The organism is Desulfovibrio sp., from assembly GCF_035644575.1.
Taxonomy (GTDB): Bacteria; Desulfobacterota; Desulfovibrionia; order Desulfovibrionales; family Desulfovibrionaceae; genus Desulfovibrio.
The window spans coordinates 1-23,775 of record NZ_DASQOG010000051.1; the positions used below are offsets into that span (position 1 = coordinate 1).

Consider the following 23,775-nt stretch of genomic DNA (forward strand, 5'->3'; position numbering starts at 1 on the left):
TGGATCAGGCTGTAGCAAATGGATAACGTTTAACTTGGGAGGTACTATGTCTTTGAAACGGAAAACCATTCTTTCCGCAGCAGCTCTTGCGCTTACATTGGGGTTGGCGTTTGGGCAGTCTGCCGAAGCGGTGGATTTCAAGGCACGGGGCATCTGGTCAATGGGCTTTGGCGTGGGCGATTCCAGCCTGACAAAGGACGTGACGACCAATGGAGCAAAACAGAAGGCCAACAACTCTGACCAGTTTGTTTCGCGTCAGCGCGTTCTGCTGTTCCTTGACGCGATTGCCTCAGAAAACCTGATGGGCAGCGTGCAGTTCAAGCTTGGCCCGATGGACTGGGGCAGATCCGGTCAGGGTTCCGCCCTTGGTGCGGACGGCACCCTGGTGCGCGTGACCCAGGCCAACATGCAGTGGTCAGTTCCGCAGACCGATCTGAAGTTCAAGATGGGCTTGCAGTATCTGGCCCTGCCCAACGCCGCTGGCGGCTCTGCGGTGTTTGACACCCAGGCTGCCGCTGTGGTTGGCAACTATGCCTTCAACAAAAACGTGGGCCTCACCGCCCTGTGGATGCGCCCCTTCAACGACAACTATCAGGGCGGCACCTACAACAACGTGATCAGCAACGACAAGGCCAGTTATCTTGATAACATGGACCTGTTTGCCCTGAGCATGCCCCTGACTTTTGACGGCATCAGCATCACCCCCTGGGTCATGCCCGGCATGATGGGCCGCAACACCGGCAAGTTTGGCGCTTTCACCAACTACGGTCTGGGCGACGGCTCCCCTGCCACCACCCTGTACCCCTACCTGAACAAGATCGGCGCAGGCCACGGCCTTAACGTGACCGGCGTGACCAATGCCTCCAAGGAATACGGCACCGTGTTCTGGGCTGGCCTGCCTGTTAAGGTTACTGCCCTGGAACCCTGGAACATTGAATTCGACACCAACTACGGCTTTGTCGAACAGATGGGCAGCTTCAACGTGATGCGCCGCAACAACGCCAATGATGTGGTGCACGGCAGCACCCAGCGCCAGGGCTGGCTGGCCAAGGCCCTTGTGGAATACAAGCTCGACTGGGGCGTGCCCGGCGTGTTCGGCTGGTACGCTTCCGGCGATGACGGCAACGTCAAGAACGGTTCCGAGCGCCTGCCTTCCGTATGTGCTTACGGCAATTTCACGTCCTTCATGGGCGATGGCAACCTCGGCTGGAGCCCCAACGTCAACTTCATGGACAAGTCCCTGTCCTACGCGGGCACCTGGGGCTTTGGCGCGCAGATCCGCGACGTCAGCTTCCTCGACAAACTCACCCACACCTTCCGCGTGGCCTACTGGGGCGGCACCAACAGCCCCGCAATGGTCAAGTACATGGACCATGCCAATGCGTGGGATTCCACGTCCAACATGTTTGATGGCCCGTACATGACCACCAATGATGGTCTGCTGGAATTCAACGTGATTTCTTCCTACAAGATTTACGACAATCTTGAGATGAACGTTGAACTGGGCTACGTGGCCAACTACATGGACAGCAGCACCTGGAACAAGAGCTACCAGAACTTCGGCTCCTACTCCAAGCAGGACGCCTGGAAGGGTCAGGTGGTCTTCCAGTACAAGTTCTAAAGATCCGGCGGTTCCTTCCTCCGGTACAGGCCTGCCGCCGACCACGCATACTGGCCTGCGGCAGGCCCATTTTTATGCCCTGCGCTGTGAATATAGCGCAAAAAGGCCGTTGCCGGATTCTCCCAGGCAACGGCCTTCATTTTTGCCGGGCTGCGCCAAACACCGCCCGGCACATGGTGCCGCTTAAACGAATGTGTCGTTGGGGCGGCGCACCCGCACCAGAACCTCGGTCACAAAAAGCGCTTCATTGTTGGTTGTCCAGTAATCGGTGACATACCGCTCAAAGGCATCAGGGGCATGCACATAGCTGCTGGATGCACACCAGCGTTGCAGCTTGCGGTAGGTGTCATTGATGGTTTCATAAGGGCCTATGTGATAGCAGCTCGCCATGAGCACTCCCCCGAGCGTCTGCATCAGCTCCGGCTTGCAGGGGCGCATGGGGCGCTGCAAAACCTGTATGGGCTGCTCCACTTTTTTCAGCCTCTCTTCTACCGAAGAAAAATGGACAATGACCGGTCCGGCGATGTTATTATCCAGTGATTCAACATAATTGGTGAATCCCATATTGATGATGGTGGACTTGATGTCCAGAGAGAACACCTCGTCATGGAACAGCAGATTCTGCGGCGGAACATATTTGACCGATACCTGCCGCAGGTCGTTATCCAGCACCATTTCCGCCTCGTGCAGCAGCTCAAGCCAGTCATGGATGGAGGCCGAGCGCAAACGCAGTACGTCCTCCTCCTGCCGCAGGTCTTGCATCTTGGTAGTAAACATCTCGCGCAGCGCCCTCAGCGAGGCGTTGCTGTCCGCATCAAAGGCCGCGCGGATTTCTTCAAGCCGGAATCCCATCTGCTTGTAATATTTGAGAGGCGGCACGGAGAGCACATCTTCATGCGTGTAGTAGCGGTAGTTGTTGGCCCCGCGCAGGCGTGGCGTGATGAGGCCCAGCTTGTCGTAAAAACGCAGGGCCTTTTTTGAAATATTCGAAGTCTCGCTCATTTCGCTTATGGTGTAGCGCTGAGAATTCATGAAGCTCTCCTGAATGTGCGGTGTCCCGGCTGGGGCCGCACTTTACTGTGCAAAAGTCGTTCCGGCTTCTTCCTCTCATTGCCCCCACACTCAGGGCGCTCATGCCATCTGAACCATCTGTCTGCACCAGCTTCCCCAAATCCGGCCCAAGGTTCCAGTTCTAGGGAAGGTCGCCGTCTTTTGCCGCAAAAAGCGGACATTTTTGCGACAGGCCCGTAATTAAACGCAAAAATGCCGCTGATCCCTCTGCGCGCTCCGCAACCGCCACGCGCTCGCATCGCCGCGCAGCAGGCGGAAAAATCAAAAAACAGCCCTGCAAGAGGCCAAAACCCGCACACCGCAAGGGCTGCAACAAATTTCACACACAAGACGAAAAAAATCGGGATATGGCTTGACTTTTCCCTATAGGGGAACGGCTAGAAAGGAACTAGGAGATTTGCTCCGCCCGGCTATGCCCGGACACGAACACGGGTCCCCACGAGGTGAGTTGTATGCAGTATACAGGTGAAGAAGCCCTTGGCCTGATTGAAACTCTTGGCATGGTTCCGTCCATTTACGGCGCGGACAGTATGCTCAAAGCCGCAGATGTTGATCTTGTCGGCTACGAAAACGTTGGCTCCACGCTCGTTACCATCATGGTTCGGGGCGATGTGGCCGCAGTAAAGGCCTCTGTTGACGCTGGCGCCGCTGCTGCCGCCTCTGTGGGCAAGCTTACGGCCACCAACGTCATGCCCCGCCCCGCGCGCGGTATGAGCGGCATTGTCCGTGCGCACACGCTGGACGAAGTGGCAGAAGACGACCCCGGTCTGCGCGCCCTGGGCATGATTGAAACCTTTGGCATCGTCTTTCTTATGGAAGGCGCGGACGCCATGATCAAGGCCGCCGATGTGGAACTGATCGGCTACGAAAACGTGGCCTCCGGTTACTGCTCCGCCCTTGTGCAGGGCGATGTGGCCGCTGTTCAGGCCGCCGTGGCCGCCGGCATCAAGGCCGTGAACAATATGGGCGCTACCGTTTACAGCTCCGCTGTGATTCCCACGCCCCACCGTCGTCTTGTCAGGCTTGTAAGGCGCTACGCCCTGAGCTGACCGGGTTCATCGGAGGAAACATGATCGGCGACAAGGATCTTATTTCCATCCAGCAGGCTCGCATCCTTGCTGAAAACGCGGCTGACGCTCAGACGCGGCTTTCCGCCATGCCTCAGGAATCACTGGACACGGTGGTGGAAGCCATGGCTGAAGCCGCCGCCGCTGAGGCCCAGTCGCTTGCCGTCATGAGCCACGAAGAAACCGGATGCGGCGTGTGGCAGGACAAAATGGCCAAAAACCTTTTTGCCTGCCGCCGCGTCATCCAGAGCGTGCGGGGCATGCGCTGCGTGGGCAAACTGCCCCAGAGCGCCGATGCCGTGCAAAACGTGTTTGAAGTGGGTGTGCCCGTGGGCGTTATAGCCGCCCTCAGCCCCTGCACCAACCCGGTTTCCACCACCATCTGCAATGTGCTTGCGGCGGTTAAGGCGGGCAATTCCATTGTGGTTTGCCCCCACCAGCACGCCGTGGAATGCACCAGCCGCGTGGTGGCGGCCATGTCTGCCGCAGGTCAGGCCCACGGTCTGCCCGAGGGTTCCGTGACCTGCCTGACCATGGTTGCCGACAGCGGCATTGAAGAACTCATGCGCCACCGTCTTGTGGCTCTGGTTCTGGTAACCGGCAGGGACAGCATGCTTGAGGCGGCGCGCCACAGCGGCAAGCCCTTCATCTACGGGGGCATGGGCAACGGCCCGGCCTTTATTGAAGCCACTGCCGACATTTGCAAGGCCGTGGACGACATCCTTGCTAGCAAGAGCTTTGACAACGGGCTGGCCCCCTCTGCCGAACAGTGCGTCATTGTGGACGGCAAGATCGAGCCGCAGGCGCGCCGGGCATTTGAGGCGGGCGGAGCCTGTTTTATCAACGAGGCGCAGGCCCAGGCCCTGAGCGAAACCATGTTTCATCCCAATGGCCGCCGCAACCGCGCCATGCTGGGGCAATCGGCAACCGTGCTGGCCGAAAAGGCGGGCATTGCCGTGCCGCAGGGTACGCGTGTGCTGCTGGTTGAACGCCGCTACGTGGACCCCGCCGACCCCTTCATCAGGGAACTGCTGGCCCCTGTGCTTGCCTATTATGTTGAACCGGACTGGCGGCATGCCTGCGAAAAATGCCTCGAACTTCTGCTGCGCGAGGGTCACGCCCAAACCATGACCATCCACAGCCAGGATGAAGAGATCATCCAGCAGTTCGCGCTCAAAAAGCCCGTGGCCCGCATGCTGGTCAACACGCCCGCCGCTTTTGGCGGCATGGGCCTCACCACCGACCTTTTCCCTTCCATGACGCAGGGCAGCGGTCTGGCCGGGCACGGATTCAGCTCCGACAACATTTCACCAATGAATCTCATTTATCGGCGCAAGGTGGGCTACGGCGTTCGCGGCTTCTCGTTCAGGGAACAGCAGAACGACCAGGCCGACCCCGTTTCAGACGCACTGCGGCGCGTTTTGCGCAAGGCTCTCAATGAATTGAACAGGTGATGCGGAACAAGCCCCGGCAGCAGCCGGAGCCGCAATCGCAAACCATGGAGGAATCAACGTGGATCTTCATGATTTTACTCAAAAGATAGCAGAAGTCACCAAAAGCCTGACGCCCGAAGAGCGCGAAACGCTGCGCAAGATATTTGCCACGTCTTCCGGCTCGGCTGTTACCCTCACGCCCACTGCCCCCGCGCAGCATTCCGCCCCCAAGGCTGGAGTGTCTGACGGCGTCAACGTGCCTGACGGCCCCACAGAGCGCCACCTCAAGCTCAAGACCAACTATCTTTTGCAGATGCCGCGCATCACCATTCACCGTGCGCGCGCCATTACCAAGATTGACAGCGAAAACCCCGGCATGCCGCGCATTCTGCTGCGCGCCAAGGCTTTCCGCTACTGCTGCGAAACCGCGCCCCTGGTCATTCAGGATAATGAACTCATCGTGGGCGCACCCAACGGCGCGCCGCGCGCTGGCGCGTTTTCGCCCGATATTTCCTGGCGCTGGCTGCGCGACGAGCTGGACACCATCGGCTCCCGCCCGCAGGACCCCTTCCATCTTGCTGAAGAAGACAAGAAAGTTCTGCGCGAAGAAATCTTCCCCTACTGGGAAGGCAAGTCCGTGGACGAATACTGCGAAGCCCAGTACCGCGAAGCCGGTCTGTGGGAACTTTCGGGCGAATCCTACGTGTCCGACTGCTCGTACCACGCCCTCAACGGCGGCGGCGACTCCAACCCCGGCTATGACGTCATCCTGATGAAAAAGGGCATGCTGGACATTCAGCATGAAGCGCAGGAACACCTGACGCACCTGGATTACGCCAATCCCGAAGATATCGACAAAATCTACTTCTACAAGTCGGTGATCGAAACCACCGAAGGCGTCATGTGCTATGCAAAGCGCATGTCGGAATACGCCGCCCAGCTTGCGGAAAAAGAACACGATCCCAAGCGCAAGGCCGAACTGCTCAAGATTTCCGAGGTCAACGCCCGCGTTCCCGCACATGCTCCCACCACCTTCTGGGAAGCCATTCAGGCTGTGTGGACCGTGGAATCCCTGCTGGTTGTTGAAGAAAACCAGACCGGCATGTCCATTGGCCGCGTTGACCAGTACATGTACCCCCTCTACAAGGCCGATATCGAAGCTGGCCGCATGACCCCCTGCGAAGCCTTTGACCTCGCTGGCTGCATGCTCATCAAGATGTCTGAAATGATGTGGCTCACCAGCGAAGGCAGCTCCAAGTTCTTTGCCGGATACCAGCCCTTCGTGAACATGTGCGTGGGCGGCGTTACCCGCGAAGGCCGCGACGCCACCAACGAGCTGACCTATCTGCTCATGGACGCGGTGCGCCACGTGCGTATTTACCAGCCCTCGCTGGCAACCCGCGTGCACAATTCCTCGCCGCAGGAATACCTCAAGAAAATCGTGGCCGTCATCCGCTCCGGCATGGGCTTCCCCGCCGTGCACTTTGACGACACCCACATCAAGATGATGCTGGCCAAGGGCGTGAGCATTGAAGACGCCCGCGACTACTGCCTCATGGGCTGCGTGGAACCGCAGAAAGCGGGCCGCCTCTACCAGTGGACCTCCACTGCCTACACCCAGTGGCCCATCTGCATCGAACTGGTGCTCAACCACGGCGTGCCGCTGTGGTACGGCAAGCAGGTCTGCCCCGACTCCGGCGACCTGAGCCAGTTTGACACCTACGAAAAGTTCGAGGCCGCGGTGAAGGAGCAGATCCGCTATATCACCAAGTGGTCCAGCGTTGCCACGGTCATTTCCCAGCGCGTGCACCGCGACTTCGCGCCCAAGCCGCTCATGTCCATCATGTACGAAGGTTGCATGGAACACGGCTGCGACGTGGCCGCTGGCGGCGCCATGTACAACTTCGGCCCCGGCGTGGTCTGGAGCGGTCTTGCCACCTACGTGGACTCCATGGCCGCCATCAAGAAGCTTGTGTACGAAGACAAGAAGTACACGCTCGAATACATGAACGAAGCCCTCAAGGCCGACTTCAAGGGCTACGACGCCGTGCTGGCAGACTGCCTCGCCGCGCCCAAGTACGGCAACGACGACGACTACGCCGACGACATCGCCGCCGACCTCGTGTCGTTCACCGAGCAGGAGCACCGCAAGTACCGCACGCTCTACTCCATTCTGAGCCACGGCACCCTGTCCATCTCCAACAACACTCCCTTTGGCCAGTTGCTTGGCGCATCCGCCAACGGCCGCAGCGCATGGCAGCCCCTTTCCGACGGCATCAGCCCCACCCAGGGCGCGGACGTCAAAGGCCCCACCGCCATCATCAAGAGCGTGTCCAAGATGTCCAACGACAACATGAACATCGGCATGGTGCACAACTTCAAGCTCATGTCCGGTCTGCTGGATACCCCCGAAGGCGAACAGGGCGTCATCACCCTCATCCGCACGGCCAGCATTCTGGGCAATGGCGAAATGCAGTTCAACTACCTGGACAACCAGACCCTGCTTGACGCGCAGAAGAACCCCAAGGACTTCCGCGATCTGGTTGTGCGCGTGGCTGGCTACAGCGCCTTCTTCATCGAGCTGTGCAAGGACGTTCAGGACGAAATCATCAGCAGAACCGTGCTGCGCCACTTCTAGGCCGCCCGATTCTGACGGCAACACAAGCGTAACGGCATACGGCAGGGGAAAAGCACCGTGATCGAAAGAAAAGCCATCGTTTTCAACATACAGAAATACAATATGTATGACGGTCCGGGCATACGCACCATCGTTTTCTTCAAGGGCTGCGCCCTTCGCTGCAAATGGTGCTCAAACCCCGAAAGCCAACGTCGGCGCTGTGATGTGCTGTACAAAAAAGACCTTTGCATCTCCTGCGGCGCGTGCGTGCCCGTCTGCCCCTCAGGCATTCACGCGCTCGCAGGAGAGCAAGGGCAGCATACCGTCAACAGGGAGCTTGACTGCATCGCCTGCGGGCGCTGCGTCAAGGCCTGCCCTCAGGGGGCGCTGGCCATCGCGGGCGAATGCAAGGGAATTTCTGAACTGCTGGAAGTAGTGGAACAGGACTGGCCCTTTTACCAGAGCTCCGGCGGGGGCGTTACCGTTGGCGGCGGCGAGCCCATGCTCCAGCCGGAAGCCGTGGCAAACCTGCTCCTGGCCTGTAAGCACAAGGGCATCAACACCGCCATGGAAACATGCGGCTATGCCCGCCCCGAAGTGGTGCGCCAGCTTGCCGAAGTGGTTGATCTCTTCCTCTTCGACATCAAGCACATGAATCCGGAAAAGCACTATGCCCTCACAGGCGTGCGCAACGAGACCATACTGGCGAACCTGAGCTGGCTGCTTGAAAACGGCAGCAACGTGCGCATCCGCATGCCCCTGCTGAAGGGATACAACGACGATGCGGAAGAACTGCACGCCGTAGGAAAATTTCTGTATAATTACAAAGGTATGAAAAATCTGAAGGGCGTTGATCTGCTCCCCTACCACAAAATGGGCGTCGGCAAGTACGCCCAGCTCGACATGGAATATCCCATCAAGGACAACCCTGTGCTTGATGACCGGGATATGGCGACCATGGAAAGCATTTTGCGTGGCTATGACCTCGATGTGAAGACCATCAGGCATTAACGCAGACAATTACGGACAAACCCGCGCCGCGCCCTTGCGCAGTGAAGGAGAAAAAGCATGCTTGCATTAGGACTTGTGGAAACGAGGGGCTTGATAGGAGCCATTGAGGCTGCCGACGCCATGCTCAAGGCGGCAGACGTGCGCCTGCTCGAAAAGTCCCTTGCTTCCGGCGGGCTTGTGACCATCACCATTGCGGGCGAGGTGGCTGCCGTGCAGTCCTCCGTGGACGCAGCCACGGCCTCCATTGCGCGCATTGAAGGCGCGGAGTGCGTTTCGCGGCATGTCATCCCCCGCCCCGATGCGGAGCTTGAACATATTTTGCTGTTGCAACCGCGCAGCATTGAGATTGAGGCGGCGGCCCCGGCAGAGGCCGCACAGGAAGGCCAGACAAGCATGACTGACCCCGCCGACAAGGCGAAGCCCGCCACGCAGGCCGCGCCCCCGAGCAAGGAAAAGCTCGCGGGCATGAGCATAAACAAACTTCGGCAGTTGGCCAGAGACCTTCAGGTTCCGCTCACGCGCGGGCAGATTGTCTCCTCCGACAAGAAAACGCTGATAGACGCCATTTGCCGGGCGGCTCTGAAGGAAAAGGAGTAAGAAATGGTCGATAAGGATTTGCTCTCCATTCAGGAGGTGCGCGCACTGGTTCGCGCTGCGCGCAAGGCGCAGCCGGAATTCGCACAGATGAGCCAGGAGCGTGTGGACGCCGTGATCAAGGCCGTTTCCGAAGCCACCGCTGCCCAGGCTGAAACGCTGGGCGCAATGGCTGCGGAAGAAACCGGCTTTGGCAAGCCGCAGGACAAAAAGACCAAGAACCTGCTTGCCAGCGAAAAGGTCTATGCCTGCATTCGCGACATGAAGACCGTGGGCATTCTTTCCACCAACAACGAGACCAAGGTTGTGGAAGTGGCCGTGCCCGTGGGTGTGATTGCGGGTATTGTGCCCTCCACCAACCCCACGTCCACCACCATCTACAAGTCGCTCATCTCGCTCAAGTCGGGCAACGCCATTGTGTTTACGCCGCACCCCAGCGCCCGCAAGTGCATTGCCAAGACGGTGGAAATCATTCAGGGCGCGCTGCGCAGCTGCAACGTGTCGCCCGATCTGGTGAGCTGCATCACCATTCCCACCATCGAAGGCACCAACGAATTGATGAAGATCTGCGATCTCATCCTTGCCACGGGCGGCCCCGGCATGGTCAAGGCCGCGTACAGCTCCGGCACGCCCGCACTGGGCGTGGGCGCTGGCAACACGCCCGCCTTCATTGAACGCACCGCCGATATCGAAAGCGCCGTGACCAAGATCATGAGCAGCAAAACTTTCGACAACGGCACCATCTGCGCCTCCGAGCAGTCCATCGTCACCGAATCCTGCATCGCCGCCAAGGTGCGCGCCACGCTGGAAGCCCAGGGAGCCTACTTCCTCCAGGGCGAAAAGCTGGAAAAGGTCAAGAACGTCATGGAACGCGGCAATGGCAGCATGAACCCCGCCATTGTGGGCCGCGACGCCCAGACCATTGCCCGCATCGCCGGCATCGACGTGCCCCAGGGTACGCGCCTGCTCGTTTCGGACGAAAAGGGCGTTGGGCACAAGTATCCTTTCTCCAAGGAAAAGCTCACGGCCCTGCTCGGCTTTTACGTGGTGGAAGACTGGCATGAAGCCTGCGAACTGTGCACTGCCCTGCTGCACAACTGCGGCGCTGGCCACACCCTTGCCATCCACTCCAACAACGAAGAAATCATCCGCGAATTCGGCCTCAAAAAGCCTGTTTCGCGCATCATGGTCAACACGCCCGCCACACAGGGCGCGGTGGGTCTCAGCACCGGGCTGTTCCCCTCGTTCACCCTGGGCTGCGGGGCCGTTGGCGGCAGCGCCACTTCCGACAACGTCACGCCCATGAACCTGATCAACATTCGCCGTGTGGCCTATGACCTCAACTCCCAGTGCTGCTGCTCCAGCAACGGACACGGCGCGGCCAGCCATGCTGCCCCTGCCGCCTCCTGCTGCTCCGGCAGCGGTCATGGCACGTCTGCTCCGGCTGCGGGCGCTGGCAACATCGACATCAACGCCGTCACCGAACTGATTGTGGCCGAGCTGAAGAAGGTTCTTTAGCAGCTGCACCGGGCTGGCCTTTGCCCGCCCAATGTAACCGTAACAGCCCGTTATTGCGGAATGCCCCCAACGGCATGACCCGCTCAGGGGCACAACAACATACGCAAATAACGCAAGGAGAATAGCTATGACCGCTTCCGCCAACGCTCTGGGCATGATCGAAACCCGTGGTCTTGTGGGCGCTATTGAAGCCGCCGATGCCATGGTGAAAGCCGCCAACGTAACCCTTATTGGCCGCAGCCAGGTGGGTTCCGGCCTTGTCACCGTTATGGTGCGCGGCGATGTGGGCGCTGTTAAGGCCGCCACGGACGCCGGCGCCGCCGCTGCCAAAAAGGTGGGCGAACTCGTGAGCGTGCACGTGATCCCCCGCCCCCACAGCGAAGTGGAAATGATTCTGCCCAAGCGCGAAGCCTAGTCTTTGCCGTATCTGGCCCCCCGGCGCACACTGACGGGCAGCGCGCTGCACGCGAGCAGCGCCGGGGGAGCCACAGGCAGAACGCCTCTACGGAAACGGCGCGGCGTTGCCCATGAAAAGACGCCCGCCAAAGGAATTTGAGCCTGCGGCCCGATTCCCGCGTATTTACAAGGCGGTTGCCCTATGCGCAGCCGTTGCATGCTGGAGCCAAGATGAACGAACAAGCGATCAAGGACATTGTGACAGATGTTGTGCGCAAGGTGCTGACAGAGCAGTGCGCCAGCAGCGACAGGGAAGAAACCATGAACGCCGGGCCTATCCCGGTGGAGATTTCCGCCCGTCACGTCCATCTGAGCGTCGAAGATGCGCTGTCGCTGTACGGTGAGGCCCTGCGACCCGAAAGGCCGCTCTCGCAGCCGGGGCAATTTTTGTGCGTTGAACGTGTGCGGCTGATCGGCCCCAAGGGCGTCATGGACAAGGTGGCCGTGCTCGGCCCCGCCCGAAGCGTTTCGCAGATCGAGCTTTCCAAGACCGATGCCCGCATTCTGGGCATCAATCCTCCGGTGCGCCAGAGCGGCGACACCAAGGACACCCCTGGCATTGTGCTTGCATCCACCACGGGCATTGTGGGCCTGGAATCGGGCGTGATTGTTGCCGCCCGCCACATCCACATGCACACCGATGACGCCGAGCGTTTCGGCCTCAAGGACAAGGACAAGGTCGCCGTGCGTCTTGATACGGAACGGCCCATGATTCTTGAAGACGTGCTGGTGCGCGTAAGCGACTCCTTCAAACTTGCCATGCACATTGATGCGGACGAAGGCAACAGCGCAGGCTGGAAGCCCGGCGTCACCGGCGTCATCGTGCGGCGCTCAAGGGGCTGATATGGACTTTGCCGCAGCGGATAAACTCATCGCCACGCTTGACCAGTGCCGGGAAAATCCCCGCAAGGTCAGCCCCACGGAACCCCTCTATGTGGGTGTAGACCTTGGCACCGCGTACATTGTGGTGGTTGTGGTCAACGCCAAACGCGAGCCTGTGGCCTGTGCGATGCGCTTTGCCCAGGTGGTGCGTGACGGTCTGGTGGTGGACTACGCGGGCGGCACGCGCATTGTGCGCGAGCTGACCGAAGAGCTGGAAGAACGCCTTGGCCGCAAGCTTGAAAATGCCGCCATTGCCGTTCCGCCCGGCACCAGCGAGCGCGACTGCGCAACCCACCGCCATGTGGCGGAGGCCGCTGGCTACCGCGTTACCGCCCTGCTTGACGAACCCACTGCGGCCAACAGCGTTTTGCAGGTGCGCGACGGCGCCATCGTGGATATTGGCGGCGGCACCACTGGCATCGCCCTGTTGCAGGACTGCAAGGTTGTGTACGTGGCGGACGAACCCACGGGTGGAACGCACGTTTCGCTCGTGCTGTCGGGCAATTACGACATTCCTTTTGACGAAGCTGAAGACCTGAAAAAGGACGCGAGCCGCCACAAGGAACTTTTGCCCGTGGTGCGGCCCGTGATTGAAAAGATGGCGGCCATCATCAGGAAGCACATTCAGGGGCGCAAGGTTTCGGCCCTGTACCTCGTGGGTGGCACCTGCTGCCTCGCGGATATGGAATCCATCATCCAGAAGGACACAGGCGTGCCCACATTCAAGCCCGCCAATCCTTTTCTGGTGACGCCGCTGGGCATAGCCCTGAACTGCACTGACTAGAGCATTTTGCTTTTACGAATATAATTCAAAGCCTTAAATGATTATAGGAGCGCGGCTTATGCCCGTGGAACTGAACACACTTATTACCGCTGTGGTGCGGGCCGTGCTGGATCAGCTTGATGCCAGGCCCGCCTCCGTGGCTCAGGTGCTGGCCCCCAGGGACGAAGCCCTCGCCCGTCAGGTGGAAAAGCGCCTCGGCAGCGCCATGCAGGTGTGCTTTCAGGGGCAGAGCGCCGGGCAGGAACCGGCCCTCTACATCCTGCCGGAGCTAACCTGCTCGGATATGGCGGATCTGGCGCTGGGACGCGGCTCAAGCCTTGCCCAACGCGAGGTGCTTGACCTGCTTTTGCAGGGCAAGCAGGTGCGTACCCTTGGCTTTGCCTACCGCGCGCACGCCGCCACGGCCCCGGACGCGCTTTTGCGCCTGTATGAAGAATATGAAGCCCGGCTTGCGGCCTTTGGCCTGACGGAACTCACCGAGGCCGCGCCGGAAGCGTCGCGCACGCGCGATTGTCTTATAACCGCAAACCATGTGGCCGAGGCCGCCGCAACGGGCGCGCGCACCCTGCGTGCTCCCCAAGGGGCCGTTGTAACACCGTTGGCGCAGGATGCGGCGGCGGAACGCAACATGACCATTTTGAAAGATCTGTAGGTGTCGCATGCTGATAGGCATTGTCGTCGGTAACGTATGGGCCACGCGAAAGGAAGATTCCCTCAACGGGCTCAAGCTCATGGTGGTACAGCGCCTTGACCTCGCCCACAACAGGCTGGCCGAAAGTTTTGTGGCGGTGGACTGCGTGGGAGCCGGTATTGGCGAGCGCGTGCTTATCACCACCGGCAGCCCGGCCCGCAAGGCTCTGTACAATCAGGAATCCCCTGTTGATGCAGCCATTGTAGGCATTCTGGATCAGGAAGAAATGATGGGCAAAAGCCCGGAGAGCGAATAGCTCATGGATACGCTGGGCATTGTGGACAGCCGCAGCATAGCCGCTGGGGCAGAGCTGGCCGATATCATGCTCAAGGCCGCTCCGGTCACGCTGGTGCGCGCTTCCGTTGTGTGCGCAGGGCGCTTTCTCATCCTTGTGGGGGGAGACAGAGAGGCGGTTGACGCCTCGGTGCATGCCGCCAGAGCAACGGAAGCGCGCCTTGCGGGCAGCTATGTTGTTTCCAATGTGTCCGGCCAGGTACTCAATGTTCTGCGGCGCATGCCCGCTGAAATCGGCGGAGCGGCCCTTGGCGTTGTTGAATGCCGCAACGCGGCGGACAGCGTCATCGCGGCAGACAAGGCCGTCAAGCAGGCGGCGGTTTCGCTGATGCGTATGGTTCTTGGCCAGGGCATTGGCGGCAAATCATACTTTGTGCTGACAGGCGATGTGGCCGCCGTGCGTGAAGCCGCAGCCGCAGCCGCCGACGTGCTGGGCAACAACCTGATGCGTATGGTGGTCATTCCCCAGCCCGACCCGGAAGTGGTCAGCGCGCTGGCGGGCACGGCGCGGCGTAGCGCCAATGACGCCCAACAATAACCCGCGCCTGCGGAACGAACGAGGCACATATGGGAAAAACGCTGATAACCATTGATAATCTTGATCAGTTCATCCACGGCAACAAGCTTGTGATGGACTCCGCTAAGATTCTGACCCCCGGCGCGCGCGATGAACTTTGCAAACGCGGCGTCCTGATAAGCTACGGCGAAGCCGCCGCGCACTGCGCACACGGTGGATGCCCGCAGCACGGGCATGACGGGCACGACGACCACTGCGATGACCTGCTCATCGGCGTGGCCGCCATCATCAAACAGCACTATGGCATCACCGACCCCGACGAACTGCGGAAGGTGACGCTGGAAACCGTGGCAGTGATCGGCAAGAGCCTCCACGCTTAATCCTCTGCCGCGCATACGCAAACATAAAAGGAGATTACAATGGCTATAATGACTGACGCTCTCGGCATGGTTGAAACCCGTGGTCTTGTTGGCGCTGTGGAAGCTGCCGATGCCATGGTCAAGGCTGCCAACGTGACCCTTATCGGTCGCGAGCAGGTGGGTTCCGGTCTGGTGACCGTGATGGTGCGCGGCGATGTGGGCGCTGTTAAGGCCGCCACCGATGCGGGCGCTGCCGCTGCCTCGCGCGTGGGCGAGCTTGTGAGCGTGCACGTGATCCCCCGCCCCCATGAAGAAGTGGAAATGATTCTGCCCAAGTGCAAATAACGCCTGAAGCCGGGCAGTGTGATTGCGGCGGGCGCGGTTAGGGCAGTTTACGAAGGAAATGAAGTAACTGCTCTGCAAGGATTTTTCTGAAAATCCTTGCCACGAAATGCGAGCAGGCAGGCTTGGCCTGTCATAAGCGAACATTTCAGGAGTGAAATGCTCTGGCGGCCCGCTTTGCGATAATTCCAGTGAGAGGACATCATGGGAAAACCAATTGTTGACGCCATTCGCGCGGCTGGCGTGGTAGGTGCGGGCGGCGCAGGCCTGCCCACGCACGTCAAGGCCGATGCCGCCGCGCAGACGGTGCTGGTCAACGGGGCTTCGTGCGAACCGCTGCTGATGAGCGATCCGTATCTGATGGAAACACAGGTGGACACTCTGGTGCGCGGCCTCGAGGCCATGATGGATTGCACAGGGGCCGGGCGCGGCATCATCTGCCTCAAGGGCAAACACGCCCATGCCATGCAGAGTGTGCGCGAAGGCGTTGCCCGCCTTGGCAAGGGCCGTATTGAGGCCTTTGAACTGGGCGACTTCTACCCCGCCGGCGACGAGCAGGTGATGGTGTATGAAGTGCTGGGCGGCATTGTGCCCGAGCGCGGCATTCCTTTGCAGATCGGCGCGGTGGTAAGCAATGTGGAATCGCTCTGCAATGTGGCCCACGCGCTGGACGGCAAACCCGTGACCCACCGCTACCTCACCGTGGGGTGCGAGGTGCGCAAGCCCATGGTGGTGCGCGTGCCAGTGGGTACGCGAGTTGCCGAGGTACTGCAATTTGCGGGTGGGCCGACCATTGACGAATACCGCGTGGTGGACGGCGGTCCCATGATGGGCCGTGTGCTGCCCGATACGGATCAGCCCGTCACCAAGACCACAAGCGGCCTGCTTGTGCTGCCGCCTGACCACAACGTGGTGTGCCGCAAGGTCATGGACCCGCATACGGTCAAACGCCTTACCAACACCATATGCTGTCAGTGCTCGCAGTGTACCGATCTTTGCCCCCGGCAACTGCTTGGTCACAGCCTGCACCCGCACCGGCTTATGCGCGTGCTTGACGGGCAGGCCGTGGATTCGCCCATTGCGCGCGAGGCCCTGCTCTGCTCCGAATGCGGCATCTGCGAAAAGTTTGCCTGCCCCATGGGCCTTTCGCCCAGGGAAGTGAACGCGCAGCTCAAAAAGGAACTCATGGCCGCCGGGGTCAAGTGGGAAAACAGGGGCGAACCCCTTGCGGCCTCGCGTTTCCGCGACGAACGCAGGATTCCCACCAGCCGCCTTGTAAGCAGGCTTGGGCTTGCGGGTTATGAAGCGCACCCGCACTTTGCCGGCGACTACACGCCTTCGGAAGTGCGCATTCCCCTGCGCCAGCACATAGGCGCGCCCGCCCTTGCCGTGGTGCACGCGGGCGATCACGTCAAAACAGGCGACCTCATCGGTGAAATTCCCGAAGGGGCCATGGGCGCGCGCGTACACGCCAGCATTGACGGCGTGGTCACTGCCGTTGAAAACGGCATCATAACCATCAAGGCGTGAAGCAACAGGTGAGCGGCATGAAATTACGCACTATAGGCTGTGTGGAACTGAACAGCATCGGCGTGGGCATTCAGACGGCGGACGAAATGGTCAAAGCCGCCAATGTGGAGCTGGTTATCTCCCGCCCCACCTGCCCTGGCCGTTATCTTGTGGTCATCACCGGCGATACCGGAGCCGTGACCAGCTCCGTACAGACCGGGTTGCACCTGGGCGCGGATCTGGTGGTGGATTCCTTTATCATCCCCAACGTGCACGAAAGCGTCATCCCTGCCATGAACGGCACCGCCATCAGGGAGAAGATCAACGCACTCGGCATTATTGAAACATATACCGCGGCCTCCTGCGTGCTGGCGGCGGACGCCGCAGCCAAGGCTGGCGATGTGAACCTTGTGGAACTGCGCCTTTCTGCGGGCCTGGGCGGCAAAGCCTTTGTGCTCATGACGGGCGAGGTCAGCGCCGTGCAATCGTCTGTGGACGCTGGCGCGGCCAACGTGACGGACGGCGGCCCGGTGGTCAGCAAGATTGTGATCCCCTCGCCCAGCGACGATCTCAAAAAGCAGTTGCTCTAGAAGCAGATGAACTTTGAAATGTGAAGCATTTCAAAGTTGTCATTCTGCCGAAAAATGCGATTTTCGGCAGAATCCACGCCACGGTATGGCGCGCTGTACTCGCGTGCAGCGTTAGAGCATTTACCCTTTTTTAAAGTTGAAATGCTCTAAAAGTTGCCCTCGGGCGACCTTTTGCGCGGGGAGCCAGGCTCCCCGCGCGAACATCACATCCCCTCAAGCAAACAGGCAGCCGCATCATGGAAGAAGCGAAACAGCGCGTCATACAGGAGTATGTGCCCGGCAGGCAGATCACTCTGGCGCACCTTATCGCCAGCCCCCAGCGCGACATTCCCCTCAAGCTCGGCCTTGACGAAAGCGCAACGGACGCCATCGGCATCCTCACCATCACGCCCAGCGAAGGCGTGATCATTGCCGCAGATATCGCCACCAAGGCCGCCGATGTGCAAATCGGCTTTCTGGACAGGTTTGGCGGCTCCCTGCTGCTCACCGGCGATGTGGCCAGTGTGGAAGCCGGGCTGCGTGAAGTGCTGCGCTATTTTGGCGATGTGCTCCACTACGCCCTGACCGATTGCACCCGGTCATAGGCCAGCCGTGCGCCGCATTATGCTTATGGGCGAACGGGGGGTGGGCAGACGCACCGTTGCCCGCCTGCTGGGCTGCACCGTGCCGGATCTGCGGCGTACCATGGCCGTGGAATATGCCGGAGAATTTGTTTTTCCCCCGCCGGAATTTCTGGAAAACCGCCGCTTTTACTGCGCCCTCATCACCCTGGCCACCGAATGCGCGGCCATCCTTTTTGTGCAGGACGCCACCCGCCCAACCTCCGCCTTCCCGCCGGGTTTTGCCCGCATATTCAACCGCACCGTTGTTGGCGTCATCAGCAAGACAGATATGGACGCAGCCAACACGGAACGCGCAAGGCGCTTTCTGCTGAGCGCGGGGACAGCGCAAATTGTTGCGCTGAGCTCCGTCACCCTCGCTGGCGTGGACGAACTGCGCGACGCCCTGCCGCTCAAAGCCTGACATATTTCAGATACCGCGCCGCGACATATGCGGCCAAGTCATTCCTCCTGCATCAGCCATCCTTCGAATCTGTATCAATCAAGTCAATATTCATGCGGAGATTAATTTCTCAAGTATGAACTTGCACCGCCTATGCACCGCAGGCGCGTCCATGATTTGCATTTTACATCTTTCACATGAAAAACAAAAAAATCGATGCGTATTTTCTTGCCTTTAAATATTTAACAGCAATGTTAAATTAATAGTGCGTAAAAAACTTTATCTATTGCATAATAAATTGCCATCAATTGCAACTATATGACAGAGATGTCTATAACATGATCTTTCTTATTTTCGTGAGCCTATTCACTTTAAAACTTTTTTGTGCTAACCATTGCGAACTATGCTTATTATTTTGTAATTCTTCACAAACAGATCAATGCTTATTAAAAAAATATGATTAATGGACTCACAAAAATTCGCCACTAAAGAGTATGATTATCGTTTATTAATACATTCATTGCTTGCTCAATTAGCGCATTTGCCAAGCTTATGAATATAATAACGTCAAGAATCTATATTATAGAGTTTGTATTGCGTTCAGGTAACGGCGCGCCTTTTACCTGATCATCACCCGCGAAAATGAGAAAAACCGCACAAATTTCAAACGGGGCATAATCATTTAATAAAATGCGCCGAAAGGCTCTGCGTTACTGCGGTATTGCCCCTGCCAAGGATATAGGGTTTCCGCACTGATTCACGATTCATGGGTTTATGTTTTTTGAAGTGACAAAGTCTCCGTTCCTCACAGGCGCTACAGGCTGGCTACAAAAACAACCATCAAAGAGAACGTGATGATGCTGTATTTATCTAAAAAGTTCATTCTTTCAGCTCTACTCTTCGCATTTGTTCAGCTATTTTTTGTTCAAGCAGGCAATGCAGACAACTCAAAAACTTACATAGGCTCCAAAAACTGCGCTCCATGCCATGAAGAACAGTATAATTCTTTTATCAAACATTCCAAGAAAGCCCACTCGTGGGATTCTGTAGCCATCATGAAGCCCAAACTCAAGGAGCATGAGCTTCAGAAATGCTACGAATGCCACACTACAGGCTACAACAAGGGTGGATTCAAAAGCATAGAAACAACGCCCGAGCTGGCCGATGTTGGTTGCGAGACCTGCCACGGCCCAGGCAGCGAGCATGCGGAAAATCAGGATCCTCAATCCATCAGCAGAAAGCCTGCCGTGGAAACCTGCACGGCATGCCATAATTCCGAGCGGATTCAGGATTTCAAATTCAAGCCACTGATCTTTTCTGGCGCGCACTAGTTCGGGGGTAGCAATGCTTTTATCCAGATCGCTTAATTTCAAAATTACGGTATCTATTGTCACCATTACGTTTCTCGTCATAAGCTGCATAATGTCCCTGGAATATGCCGGGGTTAAAAAGCTTATGACTGATGAAATCCGCTCCAGCGCGCGCATGGAGACAGGGCTGATCTACATGGGCATTGAAAAGCCCATGATCGTGGGCGACAACAAGGGAACTGCCGACGAATTCGGCAAGATCAAAAGTAAATTTGGGCATATTACCGCCTACATGACCTCATACACGGGCAATATCACCTACAGCACGGACGACACCACACTGCGCAAGGTTTTTGCCACCGTAGAAGCGGACAAGGAGCTGGCAGGCCTGCATGTGCGCGGCCTCAAACAGCCCATTGAGGAAGCCGTTTTTATTGACCAGAACGGCAAAAAAATTCTGGGCAGCGTTTTTTCCATTGCCAACCAGCGCAGGTGCCATCACTGCCACGGCGAATCAGAACCAATCCTTGGGCAGCTGGTGATGAAACTTGACGTCACCAATGCCTGGACCGCCATGGAAAACCAGTTGCTGCGCACGTCCATCATGGGGGCTGTGGGTCTGCTGGCCCTGATCGCCTTTACGGTGCTGGCGATCCGCCATTTTCTCATTCGCCGGATTTCGCGGCTTGTCGCCAATGCCGGGCAGGTGGCCGCAGGCAACCTTGCCGTGGAATTTGACCAGCAGGGCAAGGACGAGCTTGCCACGCTCTCCACCGACATTGGCAAGATGGTGGCGCAGCTCAAGGACAAGCTTGGCTTTTCAGAAGGCGTGCTCAACGGCATTGCCGCCCCCTGTCTGATCATTGGCGCGGACAAAAAAATTCTCTGGCTTAACCAGCATCTGTGCGATCTGCTGGAAAAAACCGCAAAGCCGCAAAGCTTTCTCGGCCTTACATCAGGCAAATTTCTGTGGAATGACGAAAACCGCGAAACCACCGCAGTGCGCGCCGTGCTGCACCGCAAAAAGTTTGTGGCCGAACGGGAGCTCCCTACGGAAAAAGGCAATCTGCGCTACGTTACGGTTACTGCGACGCCCTTTTTTGACATGGATAATACCCTCATGGGTTCGGTAACATTCTGGAACGACATTACCGAGATCAGAAAAAATCAGCGCCAGATTGAAAAGAACGGCGCCATGGTCGCCAGGGTTGCGGAAAACGCTGGCGAAATTGCCACCCACCTTGCCCACATATCCGACCAGTTGCTGGAACGCATCGGCCATACCAGCGAAGGCACGGCCAACCAGCAAAACAGAATACGCGAAACCGCCACCGCCATTGAGGCCATGAATGCCTCCATAGTTGACGTGGCGCGTAACGCGGGTGATGCCTCCGGTAATGCCGATCAGGCCCGGCAGCGCGCCCAGAGCGGCCAAAAGGTCACCGACCAGTCCATTGAGGCCATAGCCGATGTGCGCAAGCACACCACGACCATGAGCACCGGCCTGCATGATCTTGGCAGCAAGGCGCAGGACGTGGGCAAAATACTTGGCATCATCAGCGATATTGCCGACCAGACAAACCTGTTGGCCCTTAACGCCGCCATTGAAGCCGCCCGCGCTGGCGAGGCCGGGCGAGGATTTGCCGTCGTTGCCGATGAGGTGCGCAAACTGGCGGAAAAAACCATGCAGGCCACCATGGAAGTTTCTTCCGCAGTCAAGGGCATTCAGGACAGCGCCCACAGCAATATAGCGCTGATGGGCGAAACTGACGCCAGCGTGCAGCAGGGTGTGGAGCTTGTGACCCAGGCCGGGGAAGCCTTGCAGGAAATCGTCACCCAGGTCATGCAGACCGCCGACATGATCGGCATAATCGCCACCACGGCTGAAAAGCAGTCTGCCGCTTCTGAAGAAATCAACGGCAACATTGGCACCGTTGATTCCATTGCGCTGGATATTTCCAACGCCATGACAGAACTTGGCGTTACTGCCCGGGAGGTTGCCCAGATGGCCGCCGACCTGCGCGAGACCATTGCCTCCATGAGCAACGGGAATGGCAACGGGCACAGCAGTTCCTAACAGAGCATAACCGCTGCCAATGGCGCATCGGCGCTCCACAGGCTCAGATACATCAATTCATTAAAAGCTGCGGCGAACGTTTGTTTGCCGCAGCTTTTTTTCGTCCTCTTGACATAGATCAATTAATGTTGAAATGTCATTTTATGGAAAGCAAAACTGCCGCCAGCATATTTGAAGCCCTGTCGTCCGAGGTACGCCTCGATCTGTTCAGGCTGCTGGTCAAAAACGCTCCGCAGGGGCTGGTGGCTGGCGAAATCGCCCGCCAGCTGGATATTCCCTCAACCAACCTCTCCTTTCATCTCAAGGCCGTGGTGCACAGCGGCCTGGTCACGGTTGAAAAGGAGGGGCGATTTATGCGCTACAAGGCCAGCATCCCCTTGATGCTTGCGGTGATTGCCTATCTGACGTCAGAATGCTGCTCCGCCAACCCCGGCGAATGCCAGAGGTTCAGGGCTGCCAGCGGCGTGTTACCCGGCATACTCCCGAAATTATAAGCAATGGGCGCTGCCCTTTTTTTAGCTTCAACATATCAACTATTCAACAAATATCAAAATATAGGCAATTGCCATGAACACGCCGCTTCAACAACAGTGTTGCTGTAAAAACACTTCCTTGCAGACCCCCCAAAAACCAGAAGCAAGCGGCTGGAACCTCCGCTACGTTGCGGTGATTACCACCCTTGGCGCGCTGTGGTGGTTGGCCTATTCCGTCATCCAGCCTGCGGCGCACTGGCTCTCTGTGGGCCTCATGGGTTTTGCCCCTGGCTCCCCCATTGCGGAATCCGTGGAATTTTTTTTCTACGACACGGCAAAAATTCTGCTTCTACTGGTGGCGCTCATTTATGCCATTGCATGGGCGCGGGCCGGGCTCAACGTGGAGCGGGTGCGCGAGTATCTGAGCGGCAAGGCAAAGGGCGTAGGCTATTTTCTCGGCTCCGCCTTTGGCGCGGTTACGCCCTTTTGCTCCTGCTCAAGCATACCGCTGTTTCTCGGTTTCACCACAGCCAGCATCCCCATGGGCATCACCATGTCCTTTCTCATCACTTCGCCGCTTATCAACGAACTGGCCGTTGTTTTGCTGTGGGGCCTGCTGGGCTGGAAGATCACCGTGGCCTATGTGGTTGTGGGCATGACAGCTGGCATCATTGGCGGCTGCCTCATGGACGCCATCAAGGCCGACCGCTGGCTGCATCCCTTTATCCTCGAGGCCATGGCCAACATGCCCGCGCAGGCGGAAGGGGCCAGCGGCACGGGTGCAGAACCTGCCTGCGCTCCACGGATCACCCTGCGCCATCGGCACGATTTTGCATGGTCGGAGACCTCCACCATTTTTCGCCGAGTCTGGAAGTGGGTGATTATCGGCGTTGGGCTTGGCGCAGCCCTGCACGGCTTTGTGCCGGAGAACTGGTTTGCCGAGCATCTTGGCGCGGGGGAATGGTGGTCGGTGCCGCTTTCTGTCCTGCTGGGCATCCCCCTGTATTCCAGCGTAACGGGTATCATCCCGGTTATGGAAAGCCTGTTGACCAAGGGCTTGCCCATCGGCACGACTTTGGCCTTCTGCATGAGCACGGTTGTGGTCAGCCTGCCGGAAATGCTCATGCTGCGGCAGGTCATGACAGGCAAGCTGTTGGCCGTTTTTGTGGGTTATCTGTTGATAATGTTCACTCTGGTGGGTTGGCTGTTCAATCTGACAGGAGCATTCCTGGCGTAACTTTCAGGAGCAAAGTAATGGAAATCAAGGTATTCGGCCCCGGCTGCGCACGCTGCGTGGAAGCAGAAAACGTGGTGCGGCAGGCTGCGGAACAGGCTGGCGGTGAAATTTCGGTGATCAAGGTCTCTGATTTCAGAGAAATCATGGCGGCGCGCATCATCTCCACCCCGGCCGTGATGGTCAACGGTCAGATCAAATGCACGGGCAGGGTGCCCACTGGAAGTGAAGTCGCCAACTGGATTGCGGAGGCCAGCGCTTAAGCCCTGCCCCTTCCCCGGCCACTGCCAACGCATATTCAGATGTTTTCGGCCCGCCGCGCA

At 58.4% G+C, this 23,775-nt stretch carries 24 protein-coding genes and 2 pseudogenes; 25 read left to right on the forward strand and 1 reads right to left on the reverse strand.

The features are described 5' to 3' along the window. Nucleotides 1-46 precede the first annotated feature (46 nt). Nucleotides 47-1,621 (forward strand): outer membrane homotrimeric porin, encoded by a 1,575-nt coding sequence (locus VEZ52_RS02245; protein ID WP_324835355.1) that lies wholly within the window; start codon nucleotides 47-49, stop codon nucleotides 1,619-1,621. 183 nt (nucleotides 1,622-1,804) lie between these two features. Here VEZ52_RS02245 and VEZ52_RS02250 read toward each other — a convergent pair whose 3' ends face one another. Next, the gene (locus VEZ52_RS02250) at nucleotides 1,805-2,653 is read right to left on the reverse strand and encodes a MerR family transcriptional regulator (RefSeq protein ID WP_324835356.1); all 849 of its coding nucleotides are present in this window, start codon (nucleotides 2,651-2,653) and stop codon (nucleotides 1,805-1,807) included. A gap of 491 nt (nucleotides 2,654-3,144) precedes the next feature. On the opposite strand from VEZ52_RS02250, the pseudogene VEZ52_RS14575 reads away from it, so the two are divergent. The 24 genes and pseudogenes from VEZ52_RS14575 to VEZ52_RS02365 all read left to right on the forward strand — a co-directional run. Continuing rightward, nucleotides 3,145-3,381: pseudogene (locus VEZ52_RS14575) on the forward strand (BMC domain-containing protein); the annotation flags it as partial. 93 nt (nucleotides 3,382-3,474) lie between these two features. Continuing rightward, nucleotides 3,475-3,741 (forward strand): BMC domain-containing protein, encoded by a 267-nt coding sequence (locus VEZ52_RS14580; protein WP_227117840.1) that lies wholly within the window; start codon nucleotides 3,475-3,477, stop codon nucleotides 3,739-3,741. A 20-nt stretch (nucleotides 3,742-3,761) separates the two neighbouring features. After that, nucleotides 3,762-5,213, forward strand: a complete 1,452-nt coding sequence (locus VEZ52_RS02260) for an aldehyde dehydrogenase family protein (RefSeq protein ID WP_324835357.1) — start codon at nucleotides 3,762-3,764, stop codon at nucleotides 5,211-5,213. Between the two features lie 58 nt (nucleotides 5,214-5,271). Further along, complete coding sequence (gene cutC, locus VEZ52_RS02265; protein WP_324835358.1) at nucleotides 5,272-7,830, forward strand: choline trimethylamine-lyase; 2,559 nt, start codon at nucleotides 5,272-5,274, stop codon at nucleotides 7,828-7,830. Between the two features lie 57 nt (nucleotides 7,831-7,887). Beyond that, nucleotides 7,888-8,820, forward strand: a complete 933-nt coding sequence (gene cutD / locus VEZ52_RS02270) for a choline TMA-lyase-activating enzyme (RefSeq protein WP_227117579.1) — start codon at nucleotides 7,888-7,890, stop codon at nucleotides 8,818-8,820. Nucleotides 8,821-8,877: 57 nt separating this feature from the next. Then, a pseudogene (locus VEZ52_RS14615) lies at nucleotides 8,878-9,141 on the forward strand (BMC domain-containing protein); the annotation flags it as partial. Between the two features lie 279 nt (nucleotides 9,142-9,420). Further along, entirely contained in the window at nucleotides 9,421-10,932 is a 1,512-nt protein-coding gene (locus VEZ52_RS02280; RefSeq protein ID WP_324835359.1) for an acetaldehyde dehydrogenase (acetylating), read from the forward strand. A 127-nt stretch (nucleotides 10,933-11,059) separates the two neighbouring features. Continuing rightward, nucleotides 11,060-11,347 (forward strand): BMC domain-containing protein, encoded by a 288-nt coding sequence (locus VEZ52_RS02285; RefSeq protein ID WP_022658528.1) that lies wholly within the window; start codon nucleotides 11,060-11,062, stop codon nucleotides 11,345-11,347. Nucleotides 11,348-11,559: 212 nt separating this feature from the next. Beyond that, a complete protein-coding gene (locus VEZ52_RS02290; protein WP_192111450.1) occupies nucleotides 11,560-12,231 on the forward strand; it encodes a phosphate propanoyltransferase in 672 nt (223 codons plus the stop codon). 1 nt (nucleotide 12,232) lies between these two features. Continuing rightward, nucleotides 12,233-13,054: an ethanolamine utilization protein EutJ gene (gene eutJ / locus VEZ52_RS02295; protein ID WP_324835360.1), complete on the forward strand. Its 822-nt coding sequence runs from the start codon at nucleotides 12,233-12,235 to the stop codon at nucleotides 13,052-13,054. A gap of 58 nt (nucleotides 13,055-13,112) precedes the next feature. Further along, nucleotides 13,113-13,706, forward strand: a complete 594-nt coding sequence (locus VEZ52_RS02300) for a hypothetical protein (RefSeq protein WP_324835361.1) — start codon at nucleotides 13,113-13,115, stop codon at nucleotides 13,704-13,706. A 7-nt stretch (nucleotides 13,707-13,713) separates the two neighbouring features. Continuing rightward, entirely contained in the window at nucleotides 13,714-14,001 is a 288-nt protein-coding gene (locus VEZ52_RS02305) for a EutN/CcmL family microcompartment protein (protein WP_022658524.1), read from the forward strand. A 3-nt stretch (nucleotides 14,002-14,004) separates the two neighbouring features. After that, complete coding sequence (locus tag VEZ52_RS02310; RefSeq protein WP_324835362.1) at nucleotides 14,005-14,577, forward strand: BMC domain-containing protein; 573 nt, start codon at nucleotides 14,005-14,007, stop codon at nucleotides 14,575-14,577. A gap of 29 nt (nucleotides 14,578-14,606) precedes the next feature. Next, the gene (locus tag VEZ52_RS02315; protein WP_324835363.1) at nucleotides 14,607-14,936 is read left to right on the forward strand and encodes a hypothetical protein; all 330 of its coding nucleotides are present in this window, start codon (nucleotides 14,607-14,609) and stop codon (nucleotides 14,934-14,936) included. 45 nt (nucleotides 14,937-14,981) lie between these two features. After that, nucleotides 14,982-15,260, forward strand: a complete 279-nt coding sequence (locus VEZ52_RS02320) for a BMC domain-containing protein (RefSeq protein ID WP_108702565.1) — start codon at nucleotides 14,982-14,984, stop codon at nucleotides 15,258-15,260. A 201-nt stretch (nucleotides 15,261-15,461) separates the two neighbouring features. Beyond that, the gene (locus tag VEZ52_RS02325; RefSeq protein ID WP_324835364.1) at nucleotides 15,462-16,787 is read left to right on the forward strand and encodes a 4Fe-4S dicluster domain-containing protein; all 1,326 of its coding nucleotides are present in this window, start codon (nucleotides 15,462-15,464) and stop codon (nucleotides 16,785-16,787) included. Nucleotides 16,788-16,804: 17 nt separating this feature from the next. After that, nucleotides 16,805-17,356, forward strand: a complete 552-nt coding sequence (locus VEZ52_RS02330; RefSeq protein WP_324835365.1) for a BMC domain-containing protein — start codon at nucleotides 16,805-16,807, stop codon at nucleotides 17,354-17,356. A 236-nt stretch (nucleotides 17,357-17,592) separates the two neighbouring features. Beyond that, on the forward strand, nucleotides 17,593-17,940 hold the full coding sequence (locus VEZ52_RS02335) for a BMC domain-containing protein (protein ID WP_192111443.1): 348 nt from the start codon (nucleotides 17,593-17,595) through the stop codon (nucleotides 17,938-17,940). A 7-nt stretch (nucleotides 17,941-17,947) separates the two neighbouring features. Further along, a complete protein-coding gene (locus tag VEZ52_RS02340) occupies nucleotides 17,948-18,379 on the forward strand; it encodes a EutP/PduV family microcompartment system protein (protein ID WP_324835366.1) in 432 nt (143 codons plus the stop codon). Between the two features lie 836 nt (nucleotides 18,380-19,215). Further along, the gene (locus VEZ52_RS02345; protein ID WP_324835377.1) at nucleotides 19,216-19,689 is read left to right on the forward strand and encodes a cytochrome c family protein; all 474 of its coding nucleotides are present in this window, start codon (nucleotides 19,216-19,218) and stop codon (nucleotides 19,687-19,689) included. Nucleotides 19,690-19,780: 91 nt separating this feature from the next. Next, entirely contained in the window at nucleotides 19,781-21,745 is a 1,965-nt protein-coding gene (locus tag VEZ52_RS02350) for a methyl-accepting chemotaxis protein (RefSeq protein WP_324835367.1), read from the forward strand. A gap of 143 nt (nucleotides 21,746-21,888) precedes the next feature. Continuing rightward, nucleotides 21,889-22,239, forward strand: coding sequence for a helix-turn-helix domain-containing protein (locus VEZ52_RS02355; RefSeq protein WP_324835368.1), 351 nt, complete (start codon nucleotides 21,889-21,891; stop codon nucleotides 22,237-22,239). 73 nt (nucleotides 22,240-22,312) lie between these two features. After that, entirely contained in the window at nucleotides 22,313-23,455 is a 1,143-nt protein-coding gene (locus VEZ52_RS02360) for a permease (protein WP_324835369.1), read from the forward strand. Between the two features lie 17 nt (nucleotides 23,456-23,472). Beyond that, the gene (locus VEZ52_RS02365; protein WP_324835370.1) at nucleotides 23,473-23,715 is read left to right on the forward strand and encodes a thioredoxin family protein; all 243 of its coding nucleotides are present in this window, start codon (nucleotides 23,473-23,475) and stop codon (nucleotides 23,713-23,715) included. The last annotated feature ends 60 nt before the right edge of the window (nucleotides 23,716-23,775 follow it).